Origin of the sequence: Enterobacter sp. SECR19-1250 (assembly GCF_013391025.1) — a bacterium.
Taxonomy (GTDB): Bacteria; Pseudomonadota; Gammaproteobacteria; order Enterobacterales; family Enterobacteriaceae; genus Enterobacter; species Enterobacter cloacae.
In genome coordinates this window covers 1-21802 of sequence record NZ_JACASJ010000067.1, presented here as the reverse complement: position 1 = coordinate 21802, position 21802 = coordinate 1, and the positions used below count along the sequence as shown (strand labels likewise).

16 protein-coding genes, 1 other RNA gene and 2 pseudogenes are annotated in these 21802 nt (G+C 55.1%); 10 read left to right on the top strand and 9 right to left on the bottom strand.

Features of this window, described 5'->3' with window-relative positions:
- Nucleotides 1–254: 254 nt before the first annotated feature.
- The 8 genes and pseudogenes from pflB to garL all read right to left on the bottom strand — a co-directional run bounded on the left by pflB (nucleotide 255) and on the right by garL (nucleotide 9980).
- Complete coding sequence (gene pflB, locus HX884_RS16940; RefSeq protein WP_178328512.1) at nucleotides 255–2549, bottom strand: formate C-acetyltransferase; 2295 nt, start codon at nucleotides 2547–2549, stop codon at nucleotides 255–257.
- 15 nt (nucleotides 2550–2564) lie between these two features.
- Nucleotides 2565–3773 carry a propionate kinase gene (tdcD, locus tag HX884_RS16935; RefSeq protein ID WP_178328511.1) on the bottom strand — a complete coding sequence of 403 codons (1209 nt, stop codon included), beginning with the start codon at nucleotides 3771–3773 and terminating at the stop codon, nucleotides 2565–2567.
- A gap of 30 nt (nucleotides 3774–3803) precedes the next feature.
- Entirely contained in the window at nucleotides 3804–5135 is a 1332-nt protein-coding gene (tdcC, locus tag HX884_RS16930) for a threonine/serine transporter TdcC (protein ID WP_013098878.1), read from the bottom strand.
- Nucleotides 5136–5144: 9 nt separating this feature from the next.
- A complete protein-coding gene (tdcB, locus tag HX884_RS16925) occupies nucleotides 5145–6134 on the bottom strand; it encodes a bifunctional threonine ammonia-lyase/L-serine ammonia-lyase TdcB (RefSeq protein WP_178328510.1) in 990 nt (329 codons plus the stop codon).
- Nucleotides 6135–6253: 119 nt separating this feature from the next.
- Nucleotides 6254–7174: a transcriptional regulator TdcA gene (gene tdcA, locus HX884_RS16920; protein ID WP_129253335.1), complete on the bottom strand. Its 921-nt coding sequence runs from the start codon at nucleotides 7172–7174 to the stop codon at nucleotides 6254–6256.
- Between the two features lie 686 nt (nucleotides 7175–7860).
- Nucleotides 7861–8239: RNase P RNA component class A (gene rnpB / locus HX884_RS16915), an RNA gene on the bottom strand.
- Nucleotides 8240–8298: 59 nt separating this feature from the next.
- Nucleotides 8299–9189, bottom strand: coding sequence for a 2-hydroxy-3-oxopropionate reductase (gene garR, locus HX884_RS16910; RefSeq protein WP_013098882.1), 891 nt, complete (start codon nucleotides 9187–9189; stop codon nucleotides 8299–8301).
- A pseudogene (gene garL / locus HX884_RS16905) lies at nucleotides 9134–9980 on the bottom strand (2-dehydro-3-deoxyglucarate aldolase). Before garL ends, garR begins: the two are co-directional and overlap by 56 nt.
- A gap of 352 nt (nucleotides 9981–10332) precedes the next feature.
- Between garL and garD the strand changes: the two are divergent.
- Nucleotides 10333–11904: a galactarate dehydratase gene (garD, locus tag HX884_RS16900; RefSeq protein WP_178328508.1), complete on the top strand. Its 1572-nt coding sequence runs from the start codon at nucleotides 10333–10335 to the stop codon at nucleotides 11902–11904.
- A gap of 98 nt (nucleotides 11905–12002) precedes the next feature.
- Here garD and HX884_RS16895 read toward each other — a convergent pair whose 3' ends face one another.
- The gene (locus HX884_RS16895; protein ID WP_013098886.1) at nucleotides 12003–12812 is read right to left on the bottom strand and encodes a DeoR family transcriptional regulator; all 810 of its coding nucleotides are present in this window, start codon (nucleotides 12810–12812) and stop codon (nucleotides 12003–12005) included.
- A gap of 239 nt (nucleotides 12813–13051) precedes the next feature.
- Here HX884_RS16895 and kbaZ point away from each other — a divergent pair, with 239 nt between their 5' ends.
- The 9 genes and pseudogenes from kbaZ to HX884_RS16850 form a co-directional block, all read left to right on the top strand.
- A complete protein-coding gene (kbaZ, locus tag HX884_RS16890) occupies nucleotides 13052–14359 on the top strand; it encodes a tagatose-bisphosphate aldolase subunit KbaZ (protein WP_178328507.1) in 1308 nt (435 codons plus the stop codon).
- Between the two features lie 19 nt (nucleotides 14360–14378).
- Nucleotides 14379–14852, top strand: a complete 474-nt coding sequence (gene agaV, locus HX884_RS16885) for a PTS N-acetylgalactosamine transporter subunit IIB (protein WP_013098888.1) — start codon at nucleotides 14379–14381, stop codon at nucleotides 14850–14852.
- Between the two features lie 10 nt (nucleotides 14853–14862).
- Nucleotides 14863–15642 (top strand): PTS N-acetylgalactosamine transporter subunit IIC, encoded by a 780-nt coding sequence (agaW, locus tag HX884_RS16880; protein ID WP_178328506.1) that lies wholly within the window; start codon nucleotides 14863–14865, stop codon nucleotides 15640–15642.
- Nucleotides 15632–16510: a PTS N-acetylgalactosamine transporter subunit IID gene (gene agaE / locus HX884_RS16875; RefSeq protein ID WP_013098890.1), complete on the top strand. Its 879-nt coding sequence runs from the start codon at nucleotides 15632–15634 to the stop codon at nucleotides 16508–16510. The genes agaW and agaE overlap by 11 nt, the downstream gene beginning before the upstream one ends.
- A gap of 16 nt (nucleotides 16511–16526) precedes the next feature.
- Nucleotides 16527–16961, top strand: a complete 435-nt coding sequence (agaF, locus tag HX884_RS16870; protein ID WP_029883376.1) for a PTS galactosamine/N-acetylgalactosamine transporter subunit IIA — start codon at nucleotides 16527–16529, stop codon at nucleotides 16959–16961.
- Nucleotides 16958–18091 (top strand): N-acetylglucosamine-6-phosphate deacetylase, encoded by a 1134-nt coding sequence (nagA, locus tag HX884_RS16865; protein WP_038983594.1) that lies wholly within the window; start codon nucleotides 16958–16960, stop codon nucleotides 18089–18091. The genes agaF and nagA overlap by 4 nt, the downstream gene beginning before the upstream one ends.
- A gap of 246 nt (nucleotides 18092–18337) precedes the next feature.
- Nucleotides 18338–19486: an SIS domain-containing protein gene (locus HX884_RS16860; RefSeq protein WP_045293584.1), complete on the top strand. Its 1149-nt coding sequence runs from the start codon at nucleotides 18338–18340 to the stop codon at nucleotides 19484–19486.
- 12 nt (nucleotides 19487–19498) lie between these two features.
- Complete coding sequence (kbaY, locus tag HX884_RS16855; protein WP_013098894.1) at nucleotides 19499–20371, top strand: tagatose-bisphosphate aldolase subunit KbaY; 873 nt, start codon at nucleotides 19499–19501, stop codon at nucleotides 20369–20371.
- 20 nt (nucleotides 20372–20391) lie between these two features.
- Nucleotides 20392–21747, top strand: a pseudogene (locus HX884_RS16850) (enterotoxin); the annotation flags it as partial.
- Nucleotides 21748–21802 lie beyond the last annotated feature (55 nt).

The window sequence follows — 21802 nt, the reverse complement described above, 5'->3', positions numbered from 1 at the left end:
GTAGGGTAACTGATTAATTTTTATAGGTTTCCGTTCGCCAGCGATGGCAAGTCAGAGAGTGCAGGTGCTTGTTGTTAGTGTGAGAAAATCATAGCCGGAGAGAGGGAGAAAAAAGTCACAAAATAAATAGGGTTTTTCTAATGCTGGAGGAAGATTTGCTTTTGGAATACTCAATAAGGTGGATATTTTCTAAACGAGATGACATTCACGAAATTAAAAGCCTCCCCAAAGGGGAGGCCCAGCCTTAGCCTGGATTACATCACCTGCGTAAACGTCCTTGAAATCACATCCTGCTGCTGCTCGCGGGTCAGGGCATTAAACCGCACCGCATACCCCGAAACGCGGATCGTCAGGTTCGGGTAATTTTCCGGGTGCGCAATGGCGTCCAGCAGCATTTCCCGGTTCATGACGTTGACGTTCAGATGCTGCCCGCCCTCGATGGCTGTTTCGTGGTGGAAGTACCCGTCCAGCAGCCCCACAAGGTTGGTTTTGCGTACCAGCTCGTCCTTGCCCAGCGCCTGCGGCACGATGGAGAAGGTGTAAGAGATCCCATCCTTGGCGTAGGTGAACGGCAACTTGGCAACCGAGGTTAACGACGCCACTGCCCCTTTTCTGTCACGTCCGTGCATTGGGTTGGCACCCGGCGCAAACGGCGTGCCGCCCCGGCGTCCGTCTGGCGTGTTGCCGGTCTTCTGGCCGTACACCACGTTCGAGGTGATGGTCAGGATCGACTGGGTCGGCACCGCGTTACGATAGGTTGGTAACGCCTGAATTTTCTTCATAAAGCGCTCCACCAGGTCACAGGCGATGCTGTCCACGCGATCGTCGTTGTTACCGTACTGCGGATAATCCCCTTCAATGACAAAATCGACCGCCAGACCGGTATGGTCGCGCACCGGTTTCACCGTCGCATATTTAATGGCCGACAGGGAATCGGCGGCCACCGACAGTCCGGCGATACCGCAGGCCATGGTGCGGTAGACGTCCCGATCGTGCAGCGCCATCAGCGAGGCTTCGTAGCTGTACTTATCATGCATGTAGTGAATGAGATTCAGCGCGCTGATGTACTGCACCGCCAGCCAGTCCATAAAGTGATCCAGGCTCGCCATCACGGTGTCGTAGTCCAGCACCTCGTCCAGCAGCGGCGCGGTTTTCGGCCCGACCTGGATCTTCAGCTTCTCATCCACCCCGCCGTTGATCGCATACAGCAACGTTTTCGCCAGGTTGGCGCGGGCACCAAAGAACTGCATCTGCTTGCCGATCACCATCGGGCTGACGCAGCAGGCAATGGCGTAGTCGTCGCTGTTGAAGTCGGCACGCATCAGATCGTCGTTCTCATACTGCAGCGACGAGGTGACAATCGAGACCTGCGCGGCGTATTTCTTGAACGCGATCGGCAGTTGTTCAGACCACAGGATCGTCAGGTTTGGCTCTGGCGCAGGCCCCATGGTGTGCAGCGTGTGCAGATAGCGGAAGCTGTTTTTGGTCACCAGCGTGCGGCCGTCCAGCCCCATTCCGCCAATCACCTCCGTCGCCCAGATCGGATCGCCAGAGAAGAGCGTGTCGAACTCCGGCGTACGCAGGAAACGCACCATACGGATCTTCATGATGAAGTGGTCGATAAGCTCCTGGGCCTGTACCTCGCTCAGGCGTCCGGCCTGCATATCGCGTTCAATGTAGATATCGAGGAATGACGCGGTACGCCCCAGCGACATCGCCCCACCGTTCTGGGATTTCACCGCGGCCAGGTAGGCAAAGTACAGCCACTGCACCGCTTCTTGCGCGTTCATCGCCGGACGCGAGATATCAAAACCGTAGTTCGCCGCCATCTGCTGGATCTGCAGCAGCGCACGCTTATGCTCCGCCAGCTCTTCGCGCAGGCGGATCGTCGCCTCCAGATCCTCGCCGCGTTCCAGTCTCGGCTGCAGATCCGCGAACTGCAGTTCACGCTCACGAACCAGATAGCTGATGCCGTACAGCGCCACGCGGCGGTAGTCGCCGATGATGCGCCCGCGTCCGTAGCCGTCCGGCAGCCCGGTCAGTACGCCCGATTTACGGCAACGCATCATCTCCGGCGAGTAGACGTCAAACACGCCCTGGTTATGGGTTTTACGCAGGTCGGTAAACAGGTATTCGAACTGCGGATCCATCTCGCGGCCGTAGGCTTCGAACGAGCTGCGGATCATGTTGATCCCACCATACGGATGCAGGGCGCGCTTGAGCGGCTTATCGGTTTGCAGGCCGACGATGGTCTCCAGCTCCCGGTCGATATAGCCCGGTCCGTGAGCGGTAATGGTGGTGGCGATGTTGGTATCGAAATCCACCGGGGCGTGGGTGGCATTTTCCTGGCGAATCCCCACCATCACCTTTTGCCACAGCGCCGTCGTTGCTGGCGTCGCCTGCGCGAGGAAAGTTTCGTCGCCTTCATAAGGGGTGTAGTTATGCTGAATAAAATCGCGCACGTTAACGGCGTCTTTCCATTCTTCACCGCGAAACCCGGCCCATGCGTCGCTGTAAGGCGCAACGCGCGTATCAATCGTTACTTTCATGAGATTCTCGCTCTGTCAGGCGTAAGCCGCAGCCGGGGTAACCTTCCCAAGACGGAGGGCGTCCAGCGCGATCATTTTTTCTTCATTGGTAGGGATCACCGCACACGCCACGCGGGACGTATCGGCGCTGATGATGCGTTCACCCGCGCTGCCAGGCAGGGCGTTGCGGGTCTCGTCGAGGATGATGCCAAAGACCTTGAGGTGTTCTGTTACCAGCCTGCGGATGAGCGTAGAGTTCTCGCCAATCCCTCCGGTAAACACCACCCCGTCCAGGCGATGCAGCGACGCCGCGTGTCCGGCGATATGCCGTGCAATGCGGTGCACAAAGGTTTTTATCGCCAGCTGCGCCCGCGGATTTCCCTCGCGCCAGGCTTTTTCCAGCGTCCTGAGATCGGCGGAAATCCCGGAGATCCCCAGCAAGCCAGATTCTTTGTTAACCACACGCTCCAGATCCTCGAACGACTGGCCGGTTTGCTGGGCAATCCACGCCATCGCGCCAAAATCCACGTCGCCACAGCGCGTGCCCATCATCAGCCCTTCCAGCGGCGTCATCCTCATCGAGGTATCGACGCTTTTGCCATTACGAACCGCGCAAATCGACGCGCCATTACCCAGGTGTGCAATCACTAACCCACTGTCGTCCGGTGAAAGTCCGAGAAGCGCATGCGCCTGCCCGGCAACGTAGCGGTGGGAAGTACCGTGAAAACCGTAGCGCCGCACGCCCAGCTCCTCAAAATAGCGGTACGGCAACCCGTAAAGATACGCCTGCGGCGGCAGCGTCTGATGGAAACTGGTGTCAAACACCGCCACCTGCTGAACGTTCGGGAACAGGCGTTCCGCCGCTTCCACACCGCTTAAGTTGGCGTAGTTGTGCAGTGGTGCCAGAGAAGAAACCTGGCGGATCTCATTGATAACCTGCTCCGTGATAAGGGTCGACTCGCTGAAGCGTTCACCGCCGTGGGCAATGCGGTGGCCAATTAAGGCCACGCTGCTCATCAGGTCACGCTTCTCCAGCTCCAGGGCGATGGCAGCCAGCGCCCCTTCGTAGTCATGGTGAGCCAGTGTGGCTGGCTCACCCCCGTTCACGGAAATAAAGGCTTTTTCAGTGTTGATACCGTCGGCAATGCCCGTCATCAGGGCATCGCAGTTGCTGGCATCGAGTACTGAAAACTTAACAGAGGACGAACCGCAGTTAATAACCAGTACAACCGGAAACTCAATCATGGTGTGACTCCGCTCTTCCTGAGCATTGATTTAGAACAGTTTGTAAACGATATTCAGGATGGTCAGCAGGCCGACAACGGTGACGAAGATGTTCTCGGGTCTGCCCTTATACTTCGCCATTGCCGGGGCTTTGCGGATGGCATACATCGGCAGCAGGCACAGCAGAGAAGCGATGATGGGTGCTCCCATGGCCTCAATAAGGTCCAGAATGTTCGGGTTGGCATACGCGACAACCCAGGTGGAGCCCATAATGAAGACCATGCTGATGGTGTTCAGTTTGCCCACCGAGACCTTCTTCTTATCGCCCTTGTACCCGAACTTCAGGATCAGGCCGTTCAGCCCTTCCAGCGTGCCCAGATAGTGGCCGAAGAAAGATTTGAAGATTGCGACCAGCGCGATGATAGAGGCGCCGTATTCCAGCACCGTCGCAAACGTCGATTTGGTGCCTGACATCGACGCAAAATGGTTCGCCAGATAAGAGAGCACCGGAATGTTCTGCGCTTTGGCATCAGCCATGTTCTGCGGAGAGAGCGTAAACAGGCAGCTAAAGGCGAAGAACATCACCACGGCGACCATCAGCAGGCTGGCGCGGCCGATGATTCTGGAACATTTCTGCTCGGTGAAGTCTTTACCGAATTCCGGTTCGTACTCTTCGCGCTTGGAGACCACAAACGAGGAGACAATTGGTGAGAAGTTAAAGGAGAAGACCATGATGGAGATCCCCAGCCACACCGTCACCAGTATGCCGTCATGGCCGGTGAAGGCGATATCGCTCAGGTTAACCTGGTCGATCACCGCCGAGTTCCAGTAAGGGATCAGTGACAGGGAAATCAGCACCAGACTGGCGATAAACGGGAACACCAGATAGCTCATGACCTTCACCATCAGGTCTTTACCGAACCAGATCACAAAGGCCATCAGCAGCAGCAGGAACAGCGCCACCACGCCGCGGTTTAGCGCCGGCATCTGGAGCTGGTTTTCCCAGAAGGTCATAAAGGTGTTGGTAATGGTGACGCCGTAAATCCACAGTAGCGGGCAAATGGCGAAGAAGTAGAGGAACGTGATGACCACTCCGCCTGTTTTACCAAAATGCTCCTCCACCGTTTCGGTGATATTGCCGGAAACGTTGCTACCGGACAGGCACAGACGCGCCAGCGCGCGGTGGCAGTAGAACGCAATCGGGAACGCGAGAAGCAGCATCAGCAGGATAGGGATCAAGCCGCCAAAACCTGCACGTATAGGGAAGAACAGCACGCCTGCGCCAATGGCGGTACCAAACAATCCCAGCGTCCAGGTGGTGTCTGACTTACGCCAGGAGGACGTTTTTGTCTGGCCAACGATAATGCTTTCAGTGTTGCTCATAGGTCATCCTTATGCGTCAACGAAGCCGGTAATTTGGGAAACACGAGAGAGATCGATATTGCCGCCGGAAATAATGCAGACGGTTTTGCGCCCCTGAATATAATGGTCGAGCTTGCCGCTCAATAACGCCGCGCAGGCCAGCGCCCCCGCCCCTTCGGTCACCACTTTGTTTCGCTGAATTAACGCAATCATGCTGTTACGAATATCGTCTTCGCTGACCAGCACAATGTCGTCGACTAATTCACGAACAATTTCGAAGGTTAATTTACCCGGACGAGAAACGTCGCAGCCGTCTGCTAATGTGCCGGTAACCCGATGGTTAATAATTTCACCCGCCTGATACGACGCCGCCATGCCGTGAACGTTTTCAGACTGTACGCCGATAATATTAATGGTCAGGTTAATCGATTTTATTGCCGTTGCGATGCCAGCAATTAACCCGCCACCGCCGATGGGCACAATGACGTTATCCACATCGTATAAATCTTCGAGAATTTCGAGGCCGATCGTGCCCTGGCCGGCGATCACTTTCGGGTCATCGTAAGGCGGGATAAAAATGCGCCCTTCCATCTCAACGATTTCGCTCACTTTGGCGATCGTGTCGTTGAAGTTCTCGCCGTGCAGCACCACTTCCGCCGAGTAGTCACGCGTGGCGGCAACTTTGGATTTTGGCGCGCCCATCGGCATCACCACTTTGCCGTCGATGCCGAGCATGGCACAGGAAAGGGAGACGCCCTGCGCATGGTTTCCCGCAGAGCAGGCCACAACCCCTTTACGTCTTTCAGCATCGGTCAGCGAGCTTAATTTATTGAACGCGCCGCGAATTTTGAAGGAGCCGGTACGCTGCATATTTTCAAACTTCAGAAAGATTTCACCCTTACAGCGTTCGCTGAGATAATTCGAGCGCGGCATGCCGGTTTTATATATCTTTCCTGCCAGTCGTTTTCTGGCGTCCTGAATATCTTCAATGGTTACCGGGAGATCGTAGGTAATATGCATAATATCCTCGTTATAATAATTCATTCTTTTCGGGCAAAGTCAGGGTATCAGAGCACAGCTAAAATAAGCTCTGGGGTGTTTTTCAAAAAATAGGCAGTACTTATTTGGAAATTAATTATTCATCGTCGTCGTTCACTGGTCAGTGACGCATATTGTTTCGCCAGCTCAACTAACACTGACGCTGATTTTTTAATTCTGTAATTTTTTGACCACACGGCGGCATAGCGTGCCACCGGTAATTCATCTTCCACTGGCAGCACTATAAACTGCTCTGAACCGAACGGCGCAATCATGTCGCGGGGGATCACCGTCAGGTAGTCGGCATTGAGGACAAGGTTATAAATGGTGACGACGGAATCGGTCTGGACGATGTTTTCAATACTGATGTGGTTGTCTTGCAGGGTGGTCAGAAGTTCTTTGTAGTAGCCCATGTCGGTTTGCGGCATCACCCACTGCTCATGGGTGAGCGATGCCAGTGTCGTCGGGGCGGTGCACGTTCGTGATTTGCTGGCCACCAGCACAAATTCAGACTCGAACAGCGGCTCGACATGCAGATCCTGCAGCAGCATTTCATCACTCAGCGTGCCGATGGCAAAGTCCAGCCGCCCGTCACGAATGGCGGGAAGGAAAGAAGAGAGCTGCGCTTCATACATGGAGACCCGCGCTTTCGGGAATACTTCCTTGAATTTTTTGATCATTTCAGAGAGGAACGTGAAGCCAATCAGCGAGGGATAACCAAACGAGACGTCCATGACGGTGCTGAAACTGAGGCTGTTAATCTCGCTCACCATGTTTTTCATCTCACGGGTGATCGACTCTGAGTACGAGAGCAGAACCTGGCCCGCCGCCGTCAGTTTTACACCCGTGTTTTTACGTACCATCACTTCCACACCGAAGTAAGATTCGATGTCACTGATAATTTTGCTGACGGCGGGTTGCGTCAGACCCAGTTGTCTTGCTGCAGAACCTATGGAGCCACTTTTAATGACTTCCTGAAATACCACGAGGTGCTGTGTTTTCGGTAGAATAATAGTGTTCATAATATTCTGCGCTTATTTCCCTATGACGGGGTGGATTCTACTCAATATTGTTTCAGGGGGTATGTGCTGTTACTCACAATTTGCCTTTTCGCACCCTTACCAGGAACTACACAACCCCATTAAAAACCTTTTAAATCAATAAAATACAACCAACCAAATACGCTATTACGCTGATATTGATCAACAAAAATGGCGGTAATAAATTTATTTTATGGCGATAACCCGGATAAATTTTGCTGCGTTTAAAAAATCAATAAAGACTATCTTTCAGGCAATTAAAGAACAATAAATAGCCATTATTCATGTGAAACATTCTTTCAGTTTTTCGAAATTTACGGGCGTAATTTGACAGAGGTTCGGGAAAGAGTGGAATACGTCACACATTCTTAGGGTGAATGTTTTTAATTTCAAAATATGCATATCAAATAAGAAAACATTCGGGATCATCCAGTTAACATTCATAACAAATTAATCATACTCAGAATTCATGATTTTTTAGCGGTAAATTTTGTGATAACGATCAGGCTTAGACAGCAGAGCGGAAATGAATGGAGAAAACAGTGAAATGTGCTTAATGTCGCAAATATGAGAATTGGTGTCGTTTGGGAGGTTGCCGGGTGGCGCTGCGCTTAACCTGCGTACATACCCATTAAGCAAAAACCCCGCCGAAGCGGGGTTTTCTAAGAAGTTGAAGCTGACCGATAAGCCGGGTTCTGTCGTGGACAGTCATTCATCTAGGCCAGCAATCGCTCACTGGCTCAAGCAGCCTACCCGGGTTCAGTACGGGCCGTACCATGTGAACCCCTATTTGGCCTTGCTCCGGGTGGAGTTTACCGTGCCACGGACTGTTACCAGCCGCGCGGTGCGCTCTTACCGCACCCTTTCACCCTTACCTGATCCCACTTGCGTGGGCCATCGGCGGTTTGCTCTCTGTTGCACTGGTCGTGGGTTCCCCCCCCAGGCGTTACCTGGCACCCTGCCCTATGGAGCCCGGACTTTCCTCCCCTCCGCCCGTCTCCACCCGAAGGTGGACGACGACGAAGCGGCGACTGTCTGGTCAGCTTCGGCGCGCAGTATAGTGGGTTTGCACGCCGCTGTCACCCTTGGTTGTAGGGAAGCCGAAATTAGCGGGAGACTTCCACCTTCGCCAGTTTTTCGTAGTAGCACGCAATGGCACTGTGGTCAGCGGTGCCCAGGCCATCAGCACGTAGCGCCTGCATCATCTCCATGACGGCGGCGGTCAGCGGCAGTTGGGCCCCTACGCCGTGAGAAGTGTCCAGCGCGTTAGCCAGATCTTTAATGTGCAGGTCGATACGGAAACCGGGTTTGAAGTTACGATCCATCACCATCGGCGCTTTAGCGTCCAGCACCGTGCTACCCGCCAGCCCACCGCGGATCGCCTGGTAAACCAGATCCGGGTTGACGCCCGCTTTGGTGGCCAGAGTGAGCGCCTCCGACATGGCGGCAATATTCAGCGCCACAATCACCTGGTTTGCCAGCTTGGTTACGTTACCCGCGCCAATCTCCCCGGTGTGCACCACGGAACCGGCCATCGCTTTCATCAGATCGTAGTATTTGTCGAAAATCGCCTTATCGCCGCCGACCATGACCGACAACGTGCCGTCGATGGCTTTCGGTTCACCGCCGCTCACCGGGGCATCGAGCATCTCGACGCCTTTCGCTTTCAGCGCCTCGCTGATTTCCCGGCTGGCCAGCGGTGCGATGGAGCTCATGTCGATCAACACCAGGCCCGGCTTCGCGCCGTCGATAATGCCGTTCTCACCCAGCGCGACCTCTTTTACATGGGGAGAGTTTGGCAGCATGGTGATAATGACATCGCACTGCTCGGCAATGGCTTTGGCTGTGGTGGCGGTTTCTGCGCCAGCCGCCATCACTTCGGCCACAGCCTGCGAATTATGGTCTGAAACCACCAGGGAGTATCCTGCTTTGATGAGGTTTTTACTCATTGGTTTGCCCATAATGCCGAGGCCAATAAAACCCACTTTCAGCGTCATAATCTGTTTTCCTCAAGATGGTTATTTTTAAAAGCGTCCGCTAATTTCTGCGTCGCAGAACGGAATACGCCGAGGTCGCTGCCGACGGCAACGAAGGTCGCGCCCCACTCCAGATAGCGGCGTGCGTCTGCTTCAACCGGCGCCAGAATGCCACACGGTTTGCCGTGCGCTTTGGCGCGGGCAAAGATGTGCTGGATGGCGCGCTGCACATCCGGGTGACCCGCATTGCCCAGGTGCCCAAACGCGGCCGCCAGATCGCTTGGGCCGACGAAAATGCCGTCCACGCCCTCGGTGGCGGCGATGGCATCCACGTTATCGACACCCTGCTGACTCTCAATCTGTACCAGAATGGTGATGTTGCTGTTGGACTGCGCAAAGTAGTCCGGTACGGTGCCAAACATGTTGGCGCGATGCGAAACGGAGACGCCGCGGATCCCTTCCGGCGGATAGCGTGTTGACGCCACGGCCTGTGCCGCCTCCTCCTGCGTTTCGACAAACGGGATCAGGAAGTTGTAGAAGCCGATATCCAGCAGGCGCTTGATGATCACCGGCTCGTTCGTGGGAACGCGGACCACCGGCGCGCTCTGGCTGCCTTTGAGCGCCATCAGCTGCGGAATAAAGGTGCTGATATCGTTCGGCGCATGCTCGCCATCAAGCACCAGCCAGTCGAACCCCGCCAGACCCAGCACTTCGGTGCTGTTTGGGTTTGCCAGTGCGGACCAGCATCCAATTTGAATCTGGTGCGCCGCAAGCGCCGCTTTAAATTTATTTGGGAAGATAGCGTTATTCATCGTATTTACCTTTTTAATTCCGCAGCCCTGGTCAGTATATTTATTACCAGCGTTATATTTATTCTCAATTTCGGCGTGATAAAATCGTCATTCAGTATAATCGCCACTTTCCGGCAGCACATTGTTTTAATGCTCAAGTGTTACGCTCTGTTTCAATAATATTTTGAGCATATGCACAAACCACTGGGCGCTGATGCACAGAATCAGCCATTACTGGTTCGGGAGCGATCGCGATCACATTCTCACGCTCTGTCTCCTGACATGCTCTATTTTCGCAAGCTGCGTTTTTATTTTTGCCATAAGAAAATTGGCTGTATTTATTATCAGATTCTTTGCTGGAGAATATTGAACAATGGCCGACATTGAAATTCGACAAGCGTTGCCGACGGCGTTCTATATAAAAGTTCACGACACGGATAATGTGGCAATTATTGTGAACGACAATGGCTTAAAAGCCGGAACCCGCTTCCCGGATGGTCTGGAGCTGATTGAACATATTCCGCAGGGGCATAAAGTGGCGCTGGTGGATATCCCGGCCCAGGGTGAAATCGTGCGTTATGGTGAAGTCATTGGCTATGCCGTCCGTGCCATTCAGCAAGGCAGCTGGATTGATGAGTCTCTGGTTGAGCTGCCAGAAGCCCCACCGTTGAACACCCTGCCGCTGGCGACCCGCGTCCCGGAGCCGCTGCCACCGCTGGAAGGGTACACCTTTGAAGGCTATCGCAACGCAGACGGCAGCGTTGGAACCAAGAATCTGCTCGGCATTACCACCAGCGTTCACTGTGTGGCAGGCGTGGTGGATTACGTGGTGAAACTCATTGAGCGCGATCTGCTGCCAAAGTACCCGAACGTTGATGGCGTGGTGGGGCTGAATCACCTTTACGGCTGCGGCGTGGCGATCAATGCCCCTGCGGCCGTGGTGCCAATCCGAACTATCCACAATATCGCCCTGAACCCGAACTTTGGTGGCGAAGTGATGGTGATAGGCCTGGGGTGTGAAAAACTACAGCCTGAGCGCCTGCTGCAGGGCACCGAGGATGTAAAAGCCATTCCGGCCGATGAGGCCAGCATTGTACGTCTGCAGGACGAACACCACGTTGGTTTCCGTTCGATGGTTGACGATATCCTTCAGGTTGCAGAGCGTCATCTGGCTAAACTCAATACGCGTCAACGTGAGACCTGCCCGGCTTCCGAGCTGGTGATTGGTACACAATGTGGCGGCAGCGATGCGTTTTCCGGCGTGACCGCCAACCCGGCGGTGGGTTATGCCTCCGACCTGTTTGTTCGCTGCGGGGCCACGGTGATGTTCTCTGAAGTGACAGAAGTGCGAGATGCCATTCATCTACTCACGCCACGCGCCATCAACGAAGAGGTGGGCAAACGCCTGCTCGAAGAGATGGCCTGGTACGATAATTACCTCGATATGGGAAAAACCGACCGCAGCGCCAACCCCTCTCCGGGGAACAAAAAAGGGGGGCTGGCGAACGTGGTGGAAAAAGCGCTCGGCTCTATCGCCAAATCCGGTCAAAGTGCCATTGCAGAAGTCCTCTCGCCGGGCCAGCGTCCAACGAAACGCGGTTTGATCTACGCGGCCACCCCGGCCAGTGACTTTGTTTGCGGCACCCAGCAGGTGGCTTCCGGTATTACGGTGCAGGTCTTTACCACCGGACGCGGTACGCCGTACGGCCTGATGGCGGTGCCTGTGATTAAAATGGCGACCCGCACTGAGCTGGCTAACCGCTGGTATGACTTAATGGACATTAATGCAGGCACCATCGCCACCGGGGAAGAGAGCATAGAAGAGGTAGGCTGGAAGCTGTTCCACTTTATTCTGGATGTGGCGAGCGGCAGGAAGAAAACCTTCTCGGACCAGTGGGGGCTGCACAATCAGCTGGCGGTGTTTAACCCGGCGCCAGTGACGTGATAGCCCCTCACCCTGCCCTCTCCACAGTGGAGAGGGTAAAAACCGCACCGAGCAGTCCCCTCTCCCCTGTGGGGAGAGGGTTAGGGTGAGGGGAGAAACTACCCTTTCACCAGCACCACATCGATCCCGCTTTTACGCAACCCATCCAGGCTCTCCGCCGGAATGCCTTCATCGACAATAATCATATCAATCCGTTGTGTATCAATGATTTTATGCAGGCTCGAGCGGTTAAATTTGCTGGAGTCGGTCACGACAATAATACGCTCTGCCACTTCGCACATCCGGCGGTTGAGGCGCGCCTCGTCTTCGTTGTGCGTGCTCACACCGCGATCGAGATCGATGGCATCAACGCCCAGGAACAAAAGATCGAAGTGATAATTCTGTAATGACTGCTCCGCCTGGTCGCCATAGAAGGATTGCGACTGACGGCGCAGATGCCCGCCTGTCATCAGCAGTTCCACTCCTTCCGCTTCCAGCAAAGCGTTCGCGACGTTCATGCCATTGGTCATGGCAATCACATCCGTGTGCTGGCGCAGCATTCGGGCAATTTCAAACGTTGTGGTACCCGAATCCAGAATGATGCGATGCCCTGGCTTTACCAGTTCTGCGGCAACTTTCGCGATGCTGCGCTTCACGGCAGTATTCAGCGAGCTTTTATCTTCAACGGAGGGTTCAACGCCCGGCACATTGCCTTCGCAAATCAACGCGCCGCCATAGGCACGAACGGCGATACCTTGCTTCTCCAGAAAAGCCAGATCGTTGCGGATCGTTACCGTCGACACGCCGTATAAATGGGAAAGATCGTTAACCTGTACGCTTCCCTGCGCCCGCAACCGCTGAATGATCTGCTCTCGCCTTTCACTGGTGCCGGTGATGCGCTTTTCCGCGGAGGAATCAGTGCTGCTCATACGCGATCCTTTATAAATAAACTTTCGTTTCATTTCGTTTTGCCTATTAAGGCCTTTCTTTTAGGGGAATGCAAGCCCCATCTACCGTTCTTACCCTCCCCTTCCCGACGCTGAAACCTTTCATTTCGTTTCTTTTGTGAAACAGATCGGAAAACTATTATCTTTCGTTTTATTTTTATACCACCATAATGCAGTATCAAATGAAACAAAACGAAAGATGAATACCATCACCATCCGAAATGGAGAGGAAAGTGAAACATCTGACTGATATGGTGGAACAACATAAACGGGGGAATTCAAACGGGATTTATGCCGTCTGTTCCGCACATCCATTAGTACTTGAAGCTGCAATTCGTTACGCCCATTCGCAACAAACGCCGCTGCTGATTGAAGCAACCTCAAACCAGGTCGATCAGTTTGGCGGTTACACCGGCATGACGCCCGCCGACTTTTACGGGTTCGTCCGCAAGCTGGCGGACTCTCTTGGCTTCCCCGCGTCACAGTTGATCCTCGGCGGCGACCACTTAGGGCCAAACCGCTGGCAACACCTGCCCGCGCAGCAAGCGATGGCCAATGCTGACGATCTTATCAAAAGCTATGTCGCAGCCGGGTTCAAAAAGGTCCACCTCGACTGCAGTATGTCCTGCGAGGATGATCCGGTTCCTTTGACCGACGCGATCGTCGCCGAACGCGCGGCACGTCTGGCGAAAGTCGCCGAACAGACCTGCCGTGAACAGTCTGGTGAATCCGATCTGGTCTATGTCATTGGCACTGAAGTCCCTGTGCCGGGTGGCGCACACGAAACGCTTACCGAGCTTGAAGTCACCACGCCGGACGCGGCTCGCGCGACGCTTGAGGCGCATCGTCATGCGTTCGAAAAGGAAGGGTTAGGTGACATCTGGCCACGCATTATTGGCCTGGTGGTTCAGCCTGGCGTGGAGTTCGACCATGCGCACGTCTGTGACTACCAGCCGCAAAAAGCCCATGCCCTGAGCACCATGGTTGAAGCCTACGATACGCTGGTTTTTGAAGCGCACTCTACCGACTACCAGACGCCACAGGCGCTTCGCCAGCTGGTAAAGGATCACTTCGCCATTTTAAAAGTCGGCCCGGCCCTTACCTTCGCTCTGCGTGAGGCACTCTTTGCGCTGGCTGCCATAGAAGAAGAGCTGCTGCCAGCGAAAGCCAGCTCGGGCCTGCGTCACGTGCTGGAAAACGTGATGCTCGATCGGCCGGAATACTGGCAAAGCCACTACCATGGCGACAGCAACGCACGCCGCCTGGCGCGTGGCTACAGCTACTCTGACCGCGTACGCTACTACTGGCCGGACAGCCAGATTGACGATGCCTTTGAACGTTTGGTGCGTAACCTGGCGGACGAACCGCTACCGTTGCCGCTGATTAGCCAGTATTTGCCGTTGCAGTACAGCAAAGTTCGCGAGGGGGCTCTCAAGTCAACGCCGCGAGAACTCATCATCAACCACATTCAGGACATACTTCAGCAGTACCACGCCGCCTGCGAAGGCGTAACGACTCAGCATGCATAATTAAAAAGAGGAAAAAGCTATGCCAAACATTGTCTTATGCCGAATTGATGAACGTCTGATCCACGGTCAGGTGGGCGTGCAATGGGTGGGGTTCGCGGGGGCGAACCTGGTACTGGTCGCGAATGACGAGGTGGCAGAGGATCCGGTTCAACAGAACCTGATGGAAATGGTGCTCGCGGAGGGGATCGCCGTGCGTTTCTGGTCATTGCAAAAAGTGATCGACAACATTCATCGCGCCGCTGATCGCCAGAAAATTCTGCTGGTCTGTAAATCTCCCGCTGATTTTCTGAAGCTGGTTGAGGGGGGCGTGCCCATCACCCGTATCAACGTAGGAAACATGCACTACGCCAGTGGCAAACAACAAATTGCCAAAACGGTATCTGTAGACGCGGACGACATAGCCGCCTTCAACGGCCTGAAAGCGGCCGGGGTGGAATGCTTCGTTCAGGGCGTTCCAACAGAGACTGCTTTGGATCTCTTTAAACTGCTTTGAGGGATTCACAATGGAAATCAGTCTGTTGCAGGCTTTCGCGCTGGGGCTTCTCGCCTTTATCGCGGGTCTGGATATGTTTAATGGCTTAACACACATGCACCGTCCGGTCGTACTCGGGCCGCTGGTTGGCCTGATCCTTGGCGATCTGCACACCGGGATTTTAACCGGCGGGACGTTAGAGCTGGTCTGGATGGGTCTGGCACCGCTCGCGGGCGCACAGCCGCCAAACGTCATTATCGGCACCATCGTCGGGACCACGTTTGCCATCACCACAGGCGTGAAACCGGATATCGCCGTCGGGGTCGCCGTGCCGTTTGCCGTCGCGGTACAGATGGGAATTACTTTCCTCTTCTCGGTAATGTCCGGCGTGATGTCCCGCTGCGATCGCATGGCGGCTAATGCAGATACCAACGGCATTGAACGGGTTAACTATCTGGCTCTGCTGGCACTTGGCCTCTTCTATTTCTTGTGCGCATTTCTGCCCATTTACTTTGGTGCGGAGCACGCGAAAACCGCCATTGATGTGCTGCCGGAGCGCCTGATTGATGGCCTTGGCGTCGCGGGCGGCATCATGCCTGCCATTGGCTTTGCCGTGCTGCTCAAAATAATGATGAAAAACGTCTACATCCCCTACTTCATTATCGGTTTTGTCGCTGCGGCCTGGTTCAAGCTTCCGGTTCTGGCGATTGCCGCTGCCGCGCTGGCCATGGCTTTGATAGACCTGATGCGCAAATCACCTGAACCGGCGGCACCTGCAGCCCAGAAAGAGGAATTCGAAGATGGCATCTAATCACACAACATTACCGGGCGTGTCTGAAAGCGAAGAGACGCTGCTGACCGGCGTCAATGAAAACGTCTACGAAGACCAGAGCATCGGTGCCGAACTGACCAAAAAGGACATCAACCGCGTCGCCTGGCGTTCTATGCTGCTGCAGGCCTCATTCAACTATGAACGTATGCAGGCCTCCGGCTGGCTTTATGGATTACTGCCTGCGTTGAAAAAGATCCATACCAACAAGCGCGATCTGGCACGCGCCATGAAAGGTCACATGGGGTTCTTTAATACCCACCCGTTCCTGGTGACCTTTGTTATTGGCATTATTCTGGCGATGGAACGCTCCAAACAGGATGTAAACAGTATTCAGAGCACCAAAATTGCCGTCGGTGCCCCGCTTGGCGGCATTGGTGACGCCATGTTCTGGCTGACCCTGCTGCCTATCTGCGGCGGTATTGGCGCCAGCCTGGCGCTGCAAGGTTCGATTCTGGGTGCGGTGGTGTTTATCGTGCTGTTTAACGTTGTGCATCTCGGCCTGCGTTTTGGCCTGGCGCATTACGCTTACCGGATGGGCGTCGCAGCCATTCCGTTGATCAAAGCCAATACTAAAAAGGTCGGCCATGCGGCTTCCATCGTCGGGATGACGGTAATCGGTGCGCTGGTGGCAACCTATGTTCGTCTCAATACCACACTCGAAATCAAAGCCGGGGATGCGGTCGTTAAACTGCAGGCTGACGTTATCGATAAGCTGATGCCTGCGTTTCTGCCGCTGGTCTACACCCTGACCATGTTCTGGTTAGTGCGTCGTGGCTGGAGCCCGCTGCGGCTGATTGGTATCACCGTGGTGCTGGGTGTTGTCGGTAAATTCTGTCACTTCCTGTAAAAACAAAGAGGTTGCGATGTTAGGCATTATTTTGACGGGTCACGGTGGATTTGCCAGCGGGCTTGAGCAGGCTATGAAGCAAATCCTCGGCGAGCAGCCGCAGTTTATCGCCATCGATTTTCCGGAAACCTCCACCACCGCGCGGCTGACCGCGGAGCTTGAGCAGGCGGTGAGCGAGCTCGATGCCCGGCACGATATTGTGTTCCTTACCGATCTGCTGGGCGGGACGCCGTTTCGCGTTGCTTCTACGCTCGCTATGAAAAGACCGGGCAGCGAAGTGATCACCGGCACCAACCTGCAATTGCTGCTGGAGATGGTGCTCGAACGTGAGGGTCTGAGCAGCGAAGCGTTTCGTCGGCAGGCGCTGGAGTGTGGTCACCGTGGTCTGACGAGCCTGGTAGATGAGCTTGGCCGCTGTCGCGAGGAAGCTCCCGCTGAGGAAGGGATATGAGTCAGCTACTGCGCGCGCGGCGGGTACTGACCGAACAGGGCTGGCTGGATGACCACCAGCTTCGTATCGAGAACGGCGTTATCACGGCGATTGAACCTGTCCCGGCGGGGGTTAACGCCCGCGATGCCGGGCAGCTTTGTCCGGCGTACATCGATATTCACGTTCATGGTGGCATGGGTGTGGATGTGATGGATGACGCCCCCGATGCGCTGAACGTTTTGGCTCTTCATAAAGCACGTGAAGGCGTCGGGGCATTTTTACCCACGACGGTCACCGCGCCGCTGGAGGCGATTCACGGCGCACTCACGCGGATCGCCCGACGCTGTCAGTCAGGCGGCCCTGGCGCGCAGATTCTGGGCAGCTATCTGGAGGGCCCGTACTTTACGCCGCAGAACAAAGGGGCGCATCCGCCTGCACTGTTTCGTGAACTGGATATCGCCGAGCTGGACGCGTTGATTGCGGTATCGCAAAACACGCTGAAGGTGGTGGCACTGGCACCGGAAAAGCCCGGCGCGCTACAGGCCATTCGCCACCTGAAGCAGCGGGGTATCCGTGTGATGCTGGGCCACAGTGGCGCCACGTACGAGCAAACCCTCGCCGCCTTTGACGCCGGTGCAGACGGGCTGGTGCACTGCTTTAACGGTATGACGGGGCTGCATCACAGAGCGCCGGGTATGGTCGGTGCCGGGCTGACGGACAAGCGGGCGTGGCTGGAGCTTATTGCCGACGGTCATCATGTTCATCCGGGCGCCATGCGTATATGCAGCTGCTGTGCGAAGGACCGCGTGGTGCTGATTACCGATGCCATGCAGGCGGCAGGTATGCCGGACGGGCGGTATATGCTCTGTGGCGAAGAGGTCACAATGCACCACGGCGTAGTGAAAACCGTCTCCGGCGGGCTGGCGGGAAGCACGCTGTCGCTGGATGCCGCCGTCAGGCATATGGTGGAACATGTGGGTGTGACAGCAGAAGAGGCTATTCATATGGCTTCGCTGCATCCTGCCCGCCTGCTGGGCATTGATCATCAGCTTGGCTCCTTAGCGCCAGGGAAACGCGCCAATATTATTGCGCTGGATGACGGTTTACACCTTCAGCAGATCTGGATTCAGGGCCAGGCTCTCCCCCTTTAGCCCTTTTATTGTGTCTCCTTTTGGCTTTACGGCGCCAAACCGTAAGGCCTTTCTTTTCCTTTCCTTAAGATTAGCCTTTCCTTTCGCGATCACACTTTTCGTTTTATTTCTTTTCTTTCATTGAACTTTCGATTTCTTTTCTATAGATTTTATTTAACTGCTTAAGTGAACAAGTGAAACGAAACGAAAGATAGCGACACATTTGCCAGCGTCTGATGTGGAATTCACACGACTAAGGATTGAGTTATGCCACAGATCACTCCCACCGCCACCACCGGCACCTGGACCGAAGAAGAGATCCGCCAGCAGCCTGCCAGCTGGATCCGCTCGCTCCACAACATCGATAATTTGCGCTCCTCGATTGACAGTTTCCTGACGCCACTGCTGCGTAAGCACGATCTGCGGATCGTACTGACCGGCGCGGGCACGTCCGCGTTTATAGGCGATATCATTGCGCCATGGCTTGCGAGCCACACCGGGAAAAACATCTGCGCAGTTCCGACAACCGATCTGGTCACAAACCCGATGGATTACTTCAGCCCTGCACATCCGCTGCTGCTGATCTCATTTGCCCGTTCCGGTAACAGCCCTGAGAGCGTCGCCGCCGTTGAGCTGGCCAATCAGTTCGTGCCGGAGTGCTACCACCTGTCGATCACCTGTAACGAGGCGGGAAACCTGTATCAGAGCGCTATCGACAGTGATAACGCCTGTGCCCTGCTGATGCCTGCCGAAACGCACGATCGCGGTTTCGCGATGACCAGCAGTATCACCACCATGATGGCAAGCTGCCTGGCCGTATTCGCGCCAGAGACGATCAACAGCAACACCTTCCGCGACGTGGCCGATCGCTGTCAGGCGATCCTCACCTCACTTGGTGATTTCCGCCATGGCGTATTTGGTAACGAGCCCTGGAAACGGATCGTCTACCTGGGAAGCGGCGGCCTGCAGGGGGCGGCGCGCGAATCGGCGCTGAAGGTACTGGAACTGACCGCGGGCAAGCTGGCGGCATTCTACGATTCCCCAACGGGGTTCCGTCACGGGCCTAAGTCGCTGGTAGATAACGAAACGCTGGTGGTGGTGTTTATCTCCAGCCATCCGTATACGCGTCAGTACGATCTGGATCTTCTGGCCGAATTGCGTCGCGATCGCCAGGCCCTGCGCGTTGTCGCCATCGCCGCTGAAAACGATCCGGTGATTGAAGCGGGCCCGCACATCCTGCTGCCGCCTTCACGCCCGTTTATTGATATGGAACAGGCGTTCTGCTTCCTGATGTACGCCCAGGTCTTTGCGCTGTCCCAGTCCCTCAGTGTGGGCAATACACCCGATACGCCATCCGCCAGCGGCACGGTCAACCGCGTGGTACAGGGCGTTGTTATTCACCCGTGGCAGGCTTAAGAGGATCGCATCATGAGCATTATCTCAACGAAATATCTTCTGCAGGACGCACAGGCAAAAGGCTACGCCGTACCGGCGTTTAACATCCACAACGCAGAGACGATCCAGGCGATCCTCGAAGTGTGTAGCGAGATGCGATCGCCAGTGATCCTCGCAGGCACGCCGGGCACGTTCAAACATATTGCCCTGGAAGAGATCTACGCCCTGTGCAGCGCATATTCATTAACTTACGACATGCCGCTGGCGCTGCATCTCGATCATCACGAATCCCTCGACGATATTCGTCGCAAGGTTAACGCTGGCGTGCGTAGCGCGATGATCGACGGCAGCCACTATCCGTTTGAACAAAACGTGAAGCTGGTGAAATCGGTAGTCGATTTCTGCCACCTCAACGACTGTAGCGTCGAGGCTGAGCTGGGCCGTCTGGGCGGCGTGGAAGATGACATGAGCGTCGACGCGGAGAGTGCATTTCTCACCGACCCGCAGGAAGCGAAACGCTTTGTCGAACTGACCGGCGTGGATAGCCTCGCCGTCGCCATCGGCACCGCACATGGCCTGTATACCAAACGCCCTAAAATTGACTTTCAGCGCCTGGCCGAGATCCGCGAAGTGGTCACCGTGCCGCTGGTGCTGCATGGCGCGAGCGATGTGCCGGATGAGGATGTACGTCGCACCATCGCGCTGGGTGTGTGCAAAGTCAACGTGGCGACCGAGCTGAAAATCGCCTTCTCTGACGCAGTGAAAGCCTGGTTTGCTGAAAACCCGCAGGGTAACGATCCGCGTTTTTATATGCGGGTCGGAATGGATGCCATGAAAGAAGTGGTCAGAAGCAAAATTACCGTGTGTGGCTCGGCAAACCGCTTGCTGCTTCCGGCAGAAGCCTGATGAAAAAGGATCTTACCCTGATGAAAAAAATCCTCACCCTATCCATGCTTGCCCTGTGTGTTTCCCATAGCGCGATAGCAGCGAATTACTCCCTTAATAACCACAACATTGCCCTGTCATTTGATGACGCGAACTCGACGGTCGTGGTGAAGGACACCAGGGCTAATCATCCGCTGACGCCGCAGGAGCTGTTCTTTCTGACGCTGCCGGACGAGACTAAAATTCACACGGCGGATTTTAAGGTCAAACATGTCGAAAAACAGGACAGTGGAATTGTCGTCGACTTCACCCATCCTGACTTTAACGTGACGGTGAAGCTGAACCTGGTGAAGGGCAAATACGCCAGCATCGACTACACCATCGCCGCCGTCGGGCAGCCACGGGATGTGGCGAAAATCACCTTCTTCCCGACTAAAAAGCAGGCTCAGGCACCCTACGTAGATGGGGCAATTAACAGCTCGCCGATTATCGCAGACTCGTTCTTTATCCTGCCGGATAAACCCATCGTTAACACGTACGCCTATGAAGCGACGACCAACCTCAATGTGGAGCTGAAAACCCCCATTCAGCCGGCAACACCGGTCAGCTACACCACCTACTTCGGTACCTTCCCGGAGACCAGCCAACTGCGCCGTAGCGTAAACCAGTTTATCGATGCCGTGCGTCCGCGTCCGTATAAACCTTACTTACACTACAACAGCTGGATGGACATCGGCTTCTTTACCCCGTACTCCGAGCAGGATGTGCTGGGGCGGATGGACGAATGGAGCAAGGAGTTTATTGCCGGGCGGGGTGTCGCGCTGGATGCTTTCCTGCTTGACGATGGCTGGGATGACCTTACCGGGCGATGGCTGTTCGGCCCGGCTTTCAGCAAAGGTTTTGGCAAGGTACGGGAGAAAGCAGACAGCCTGCACAGCTCTGTTGGCCTGTGGCTCTCGCCATGGGGCGGATATAACAAACCGCGCGATACGCGCGTCTCGCATGCAAAAGAGTACGGTTTCGAAACGGTAGACGGGAAGCTGGCGCTGTCAGGCCCGAATTATTTTAAAAATTTTAATGAGCAGATCGTTAAGCTTATCAAAAACGAGCACATTACCTCGTTCAAGCTCGACGGGATGGGTAATGCCAATTCGCATATTAAGGGCAGCCCGTTCGCCTCGGATTTTGACGCCTCTATTGCACTGCTGCATAACATGCGCAGCGCCAATCCGAATCTGTTTATCAACCTGACGACCGGTACTAACGCCAGCCCATCCTGGCTGTTCTACGCTGATTCCATCTGGCGTCAGGGAGACGACATCAACCTGTACGGCCCCGGCGCACCGGTGCAGCAGTGGATGACCTATCGCGATGCGGAGACGTATCGCTCTATTGTGCTATAAGGACTTCCCCGGCATGTCAAAGCCGGTATTTATGGTTTCTGTCTGCTCT

Bases quoted from the DNA above. Each gene is read 5' to 3' on its own strand.
- pflB (WP_178328512.1), bottom strand. From the start codon at position 2,549: ATGAAAGTAACGATTGATACGCGCGTTGCGCCTTACAGCGACGCATGG.
- tdcD (WP_178328511.1), bottom strand. From the start codon at position 3,773: ATGATTGAGTTTCCGGTTGTACTGGTTATTAACTGCGGTTCGTCCTCT.
- tdcC (WP_013098878.1), bottom strand. From the start codon at position 5,135: ATGAGCAACACTGAAAGCATTATCGTTGGCCAGACAAAAACGTCCTCC.
- tdcB (WP_178328510.1), bottom strand. From the start codon at position 6,134: ATGCATATTACCTACGATCTCCCGGTAACCATTGAAGATATTCAGGAC.
- tdcA (WP_129253335.1), bottom strand. From the start codon at position 7,174: ATGAACACTATTATTCTACCGAAAACACAGCACCTCGTGGTATTTCAG.
- garR (WP_013098882.1), bottom strand. From the start codon at position 9,189: ATGACGCTGAAAGTGGGTTTTATTGGCCTCGGCATTATGGGCAAACCA.
- garD (WP_178328508.1), top strand. From the start codon at position 10,333: ATGGCCGACATTGAAATTCGACAAGCGTTGCCGACGGCGTTCTATATA.
- HX884_RS16895 (WP_013098886.1), bottom strand. From the start codon at position 12,812: ATGAGCAGCACTGATTCCTCCGCGGAAAAGCGCATCACCGGCACCAGT.
- kbaZ (WP_178328507.1), top strand. From the start codon at position 13,052: ATGGAGAGGAAAGTGAAACATCTGACTGATATGGTGGAACAACATAAA.
- agaV (WP_013098888.1), top strand. From the start codon at position 14,379: ATGCCAAACATTGTCTTATGCCGAATTGATGAACGTCTGATCCACGGT.
- agaW (WP_178328506.1), top strand. From the start codon at position 14,863: ATGGAAATCAGTCTGTTGCAGGCTTTCGCGCTGGGGCTTCTCGCCTTT.
- agaE (WP_013098890.1), top strand. From the start codon at position 15,632: ATGGCATCTAATCACACAACATTACCGGGCGTGTCTGAAAGCGAAGAG.
- agaF (WP_029883376.1), top strand. From the start codon at position 16,527: ATGTTAGGCATTATTTTGACGGGTCACGGTGGATTTGCCAGCGGGCTT.
- nagA (WP_038983594.1), top strand. From the start codon at position 16,958: ATGAGTCAGCTACTGCGCGCGCGGCGGGTACTGACCGAACAGGGCTGG.
- HX884_RS16860 (WP_045293584.1), top strand. From the start codon at position 18,338: ATGCCACAGATCACTCCCACCGCCACCACCGGCACCTGGACCGAAGAA.
- kbaY (WP_013098894.1), top strand. From the start codon at position 19,499: ATGAGCATTATCTCAACGAAATATCTTCTGCAGGACGCACAGGCAAAA.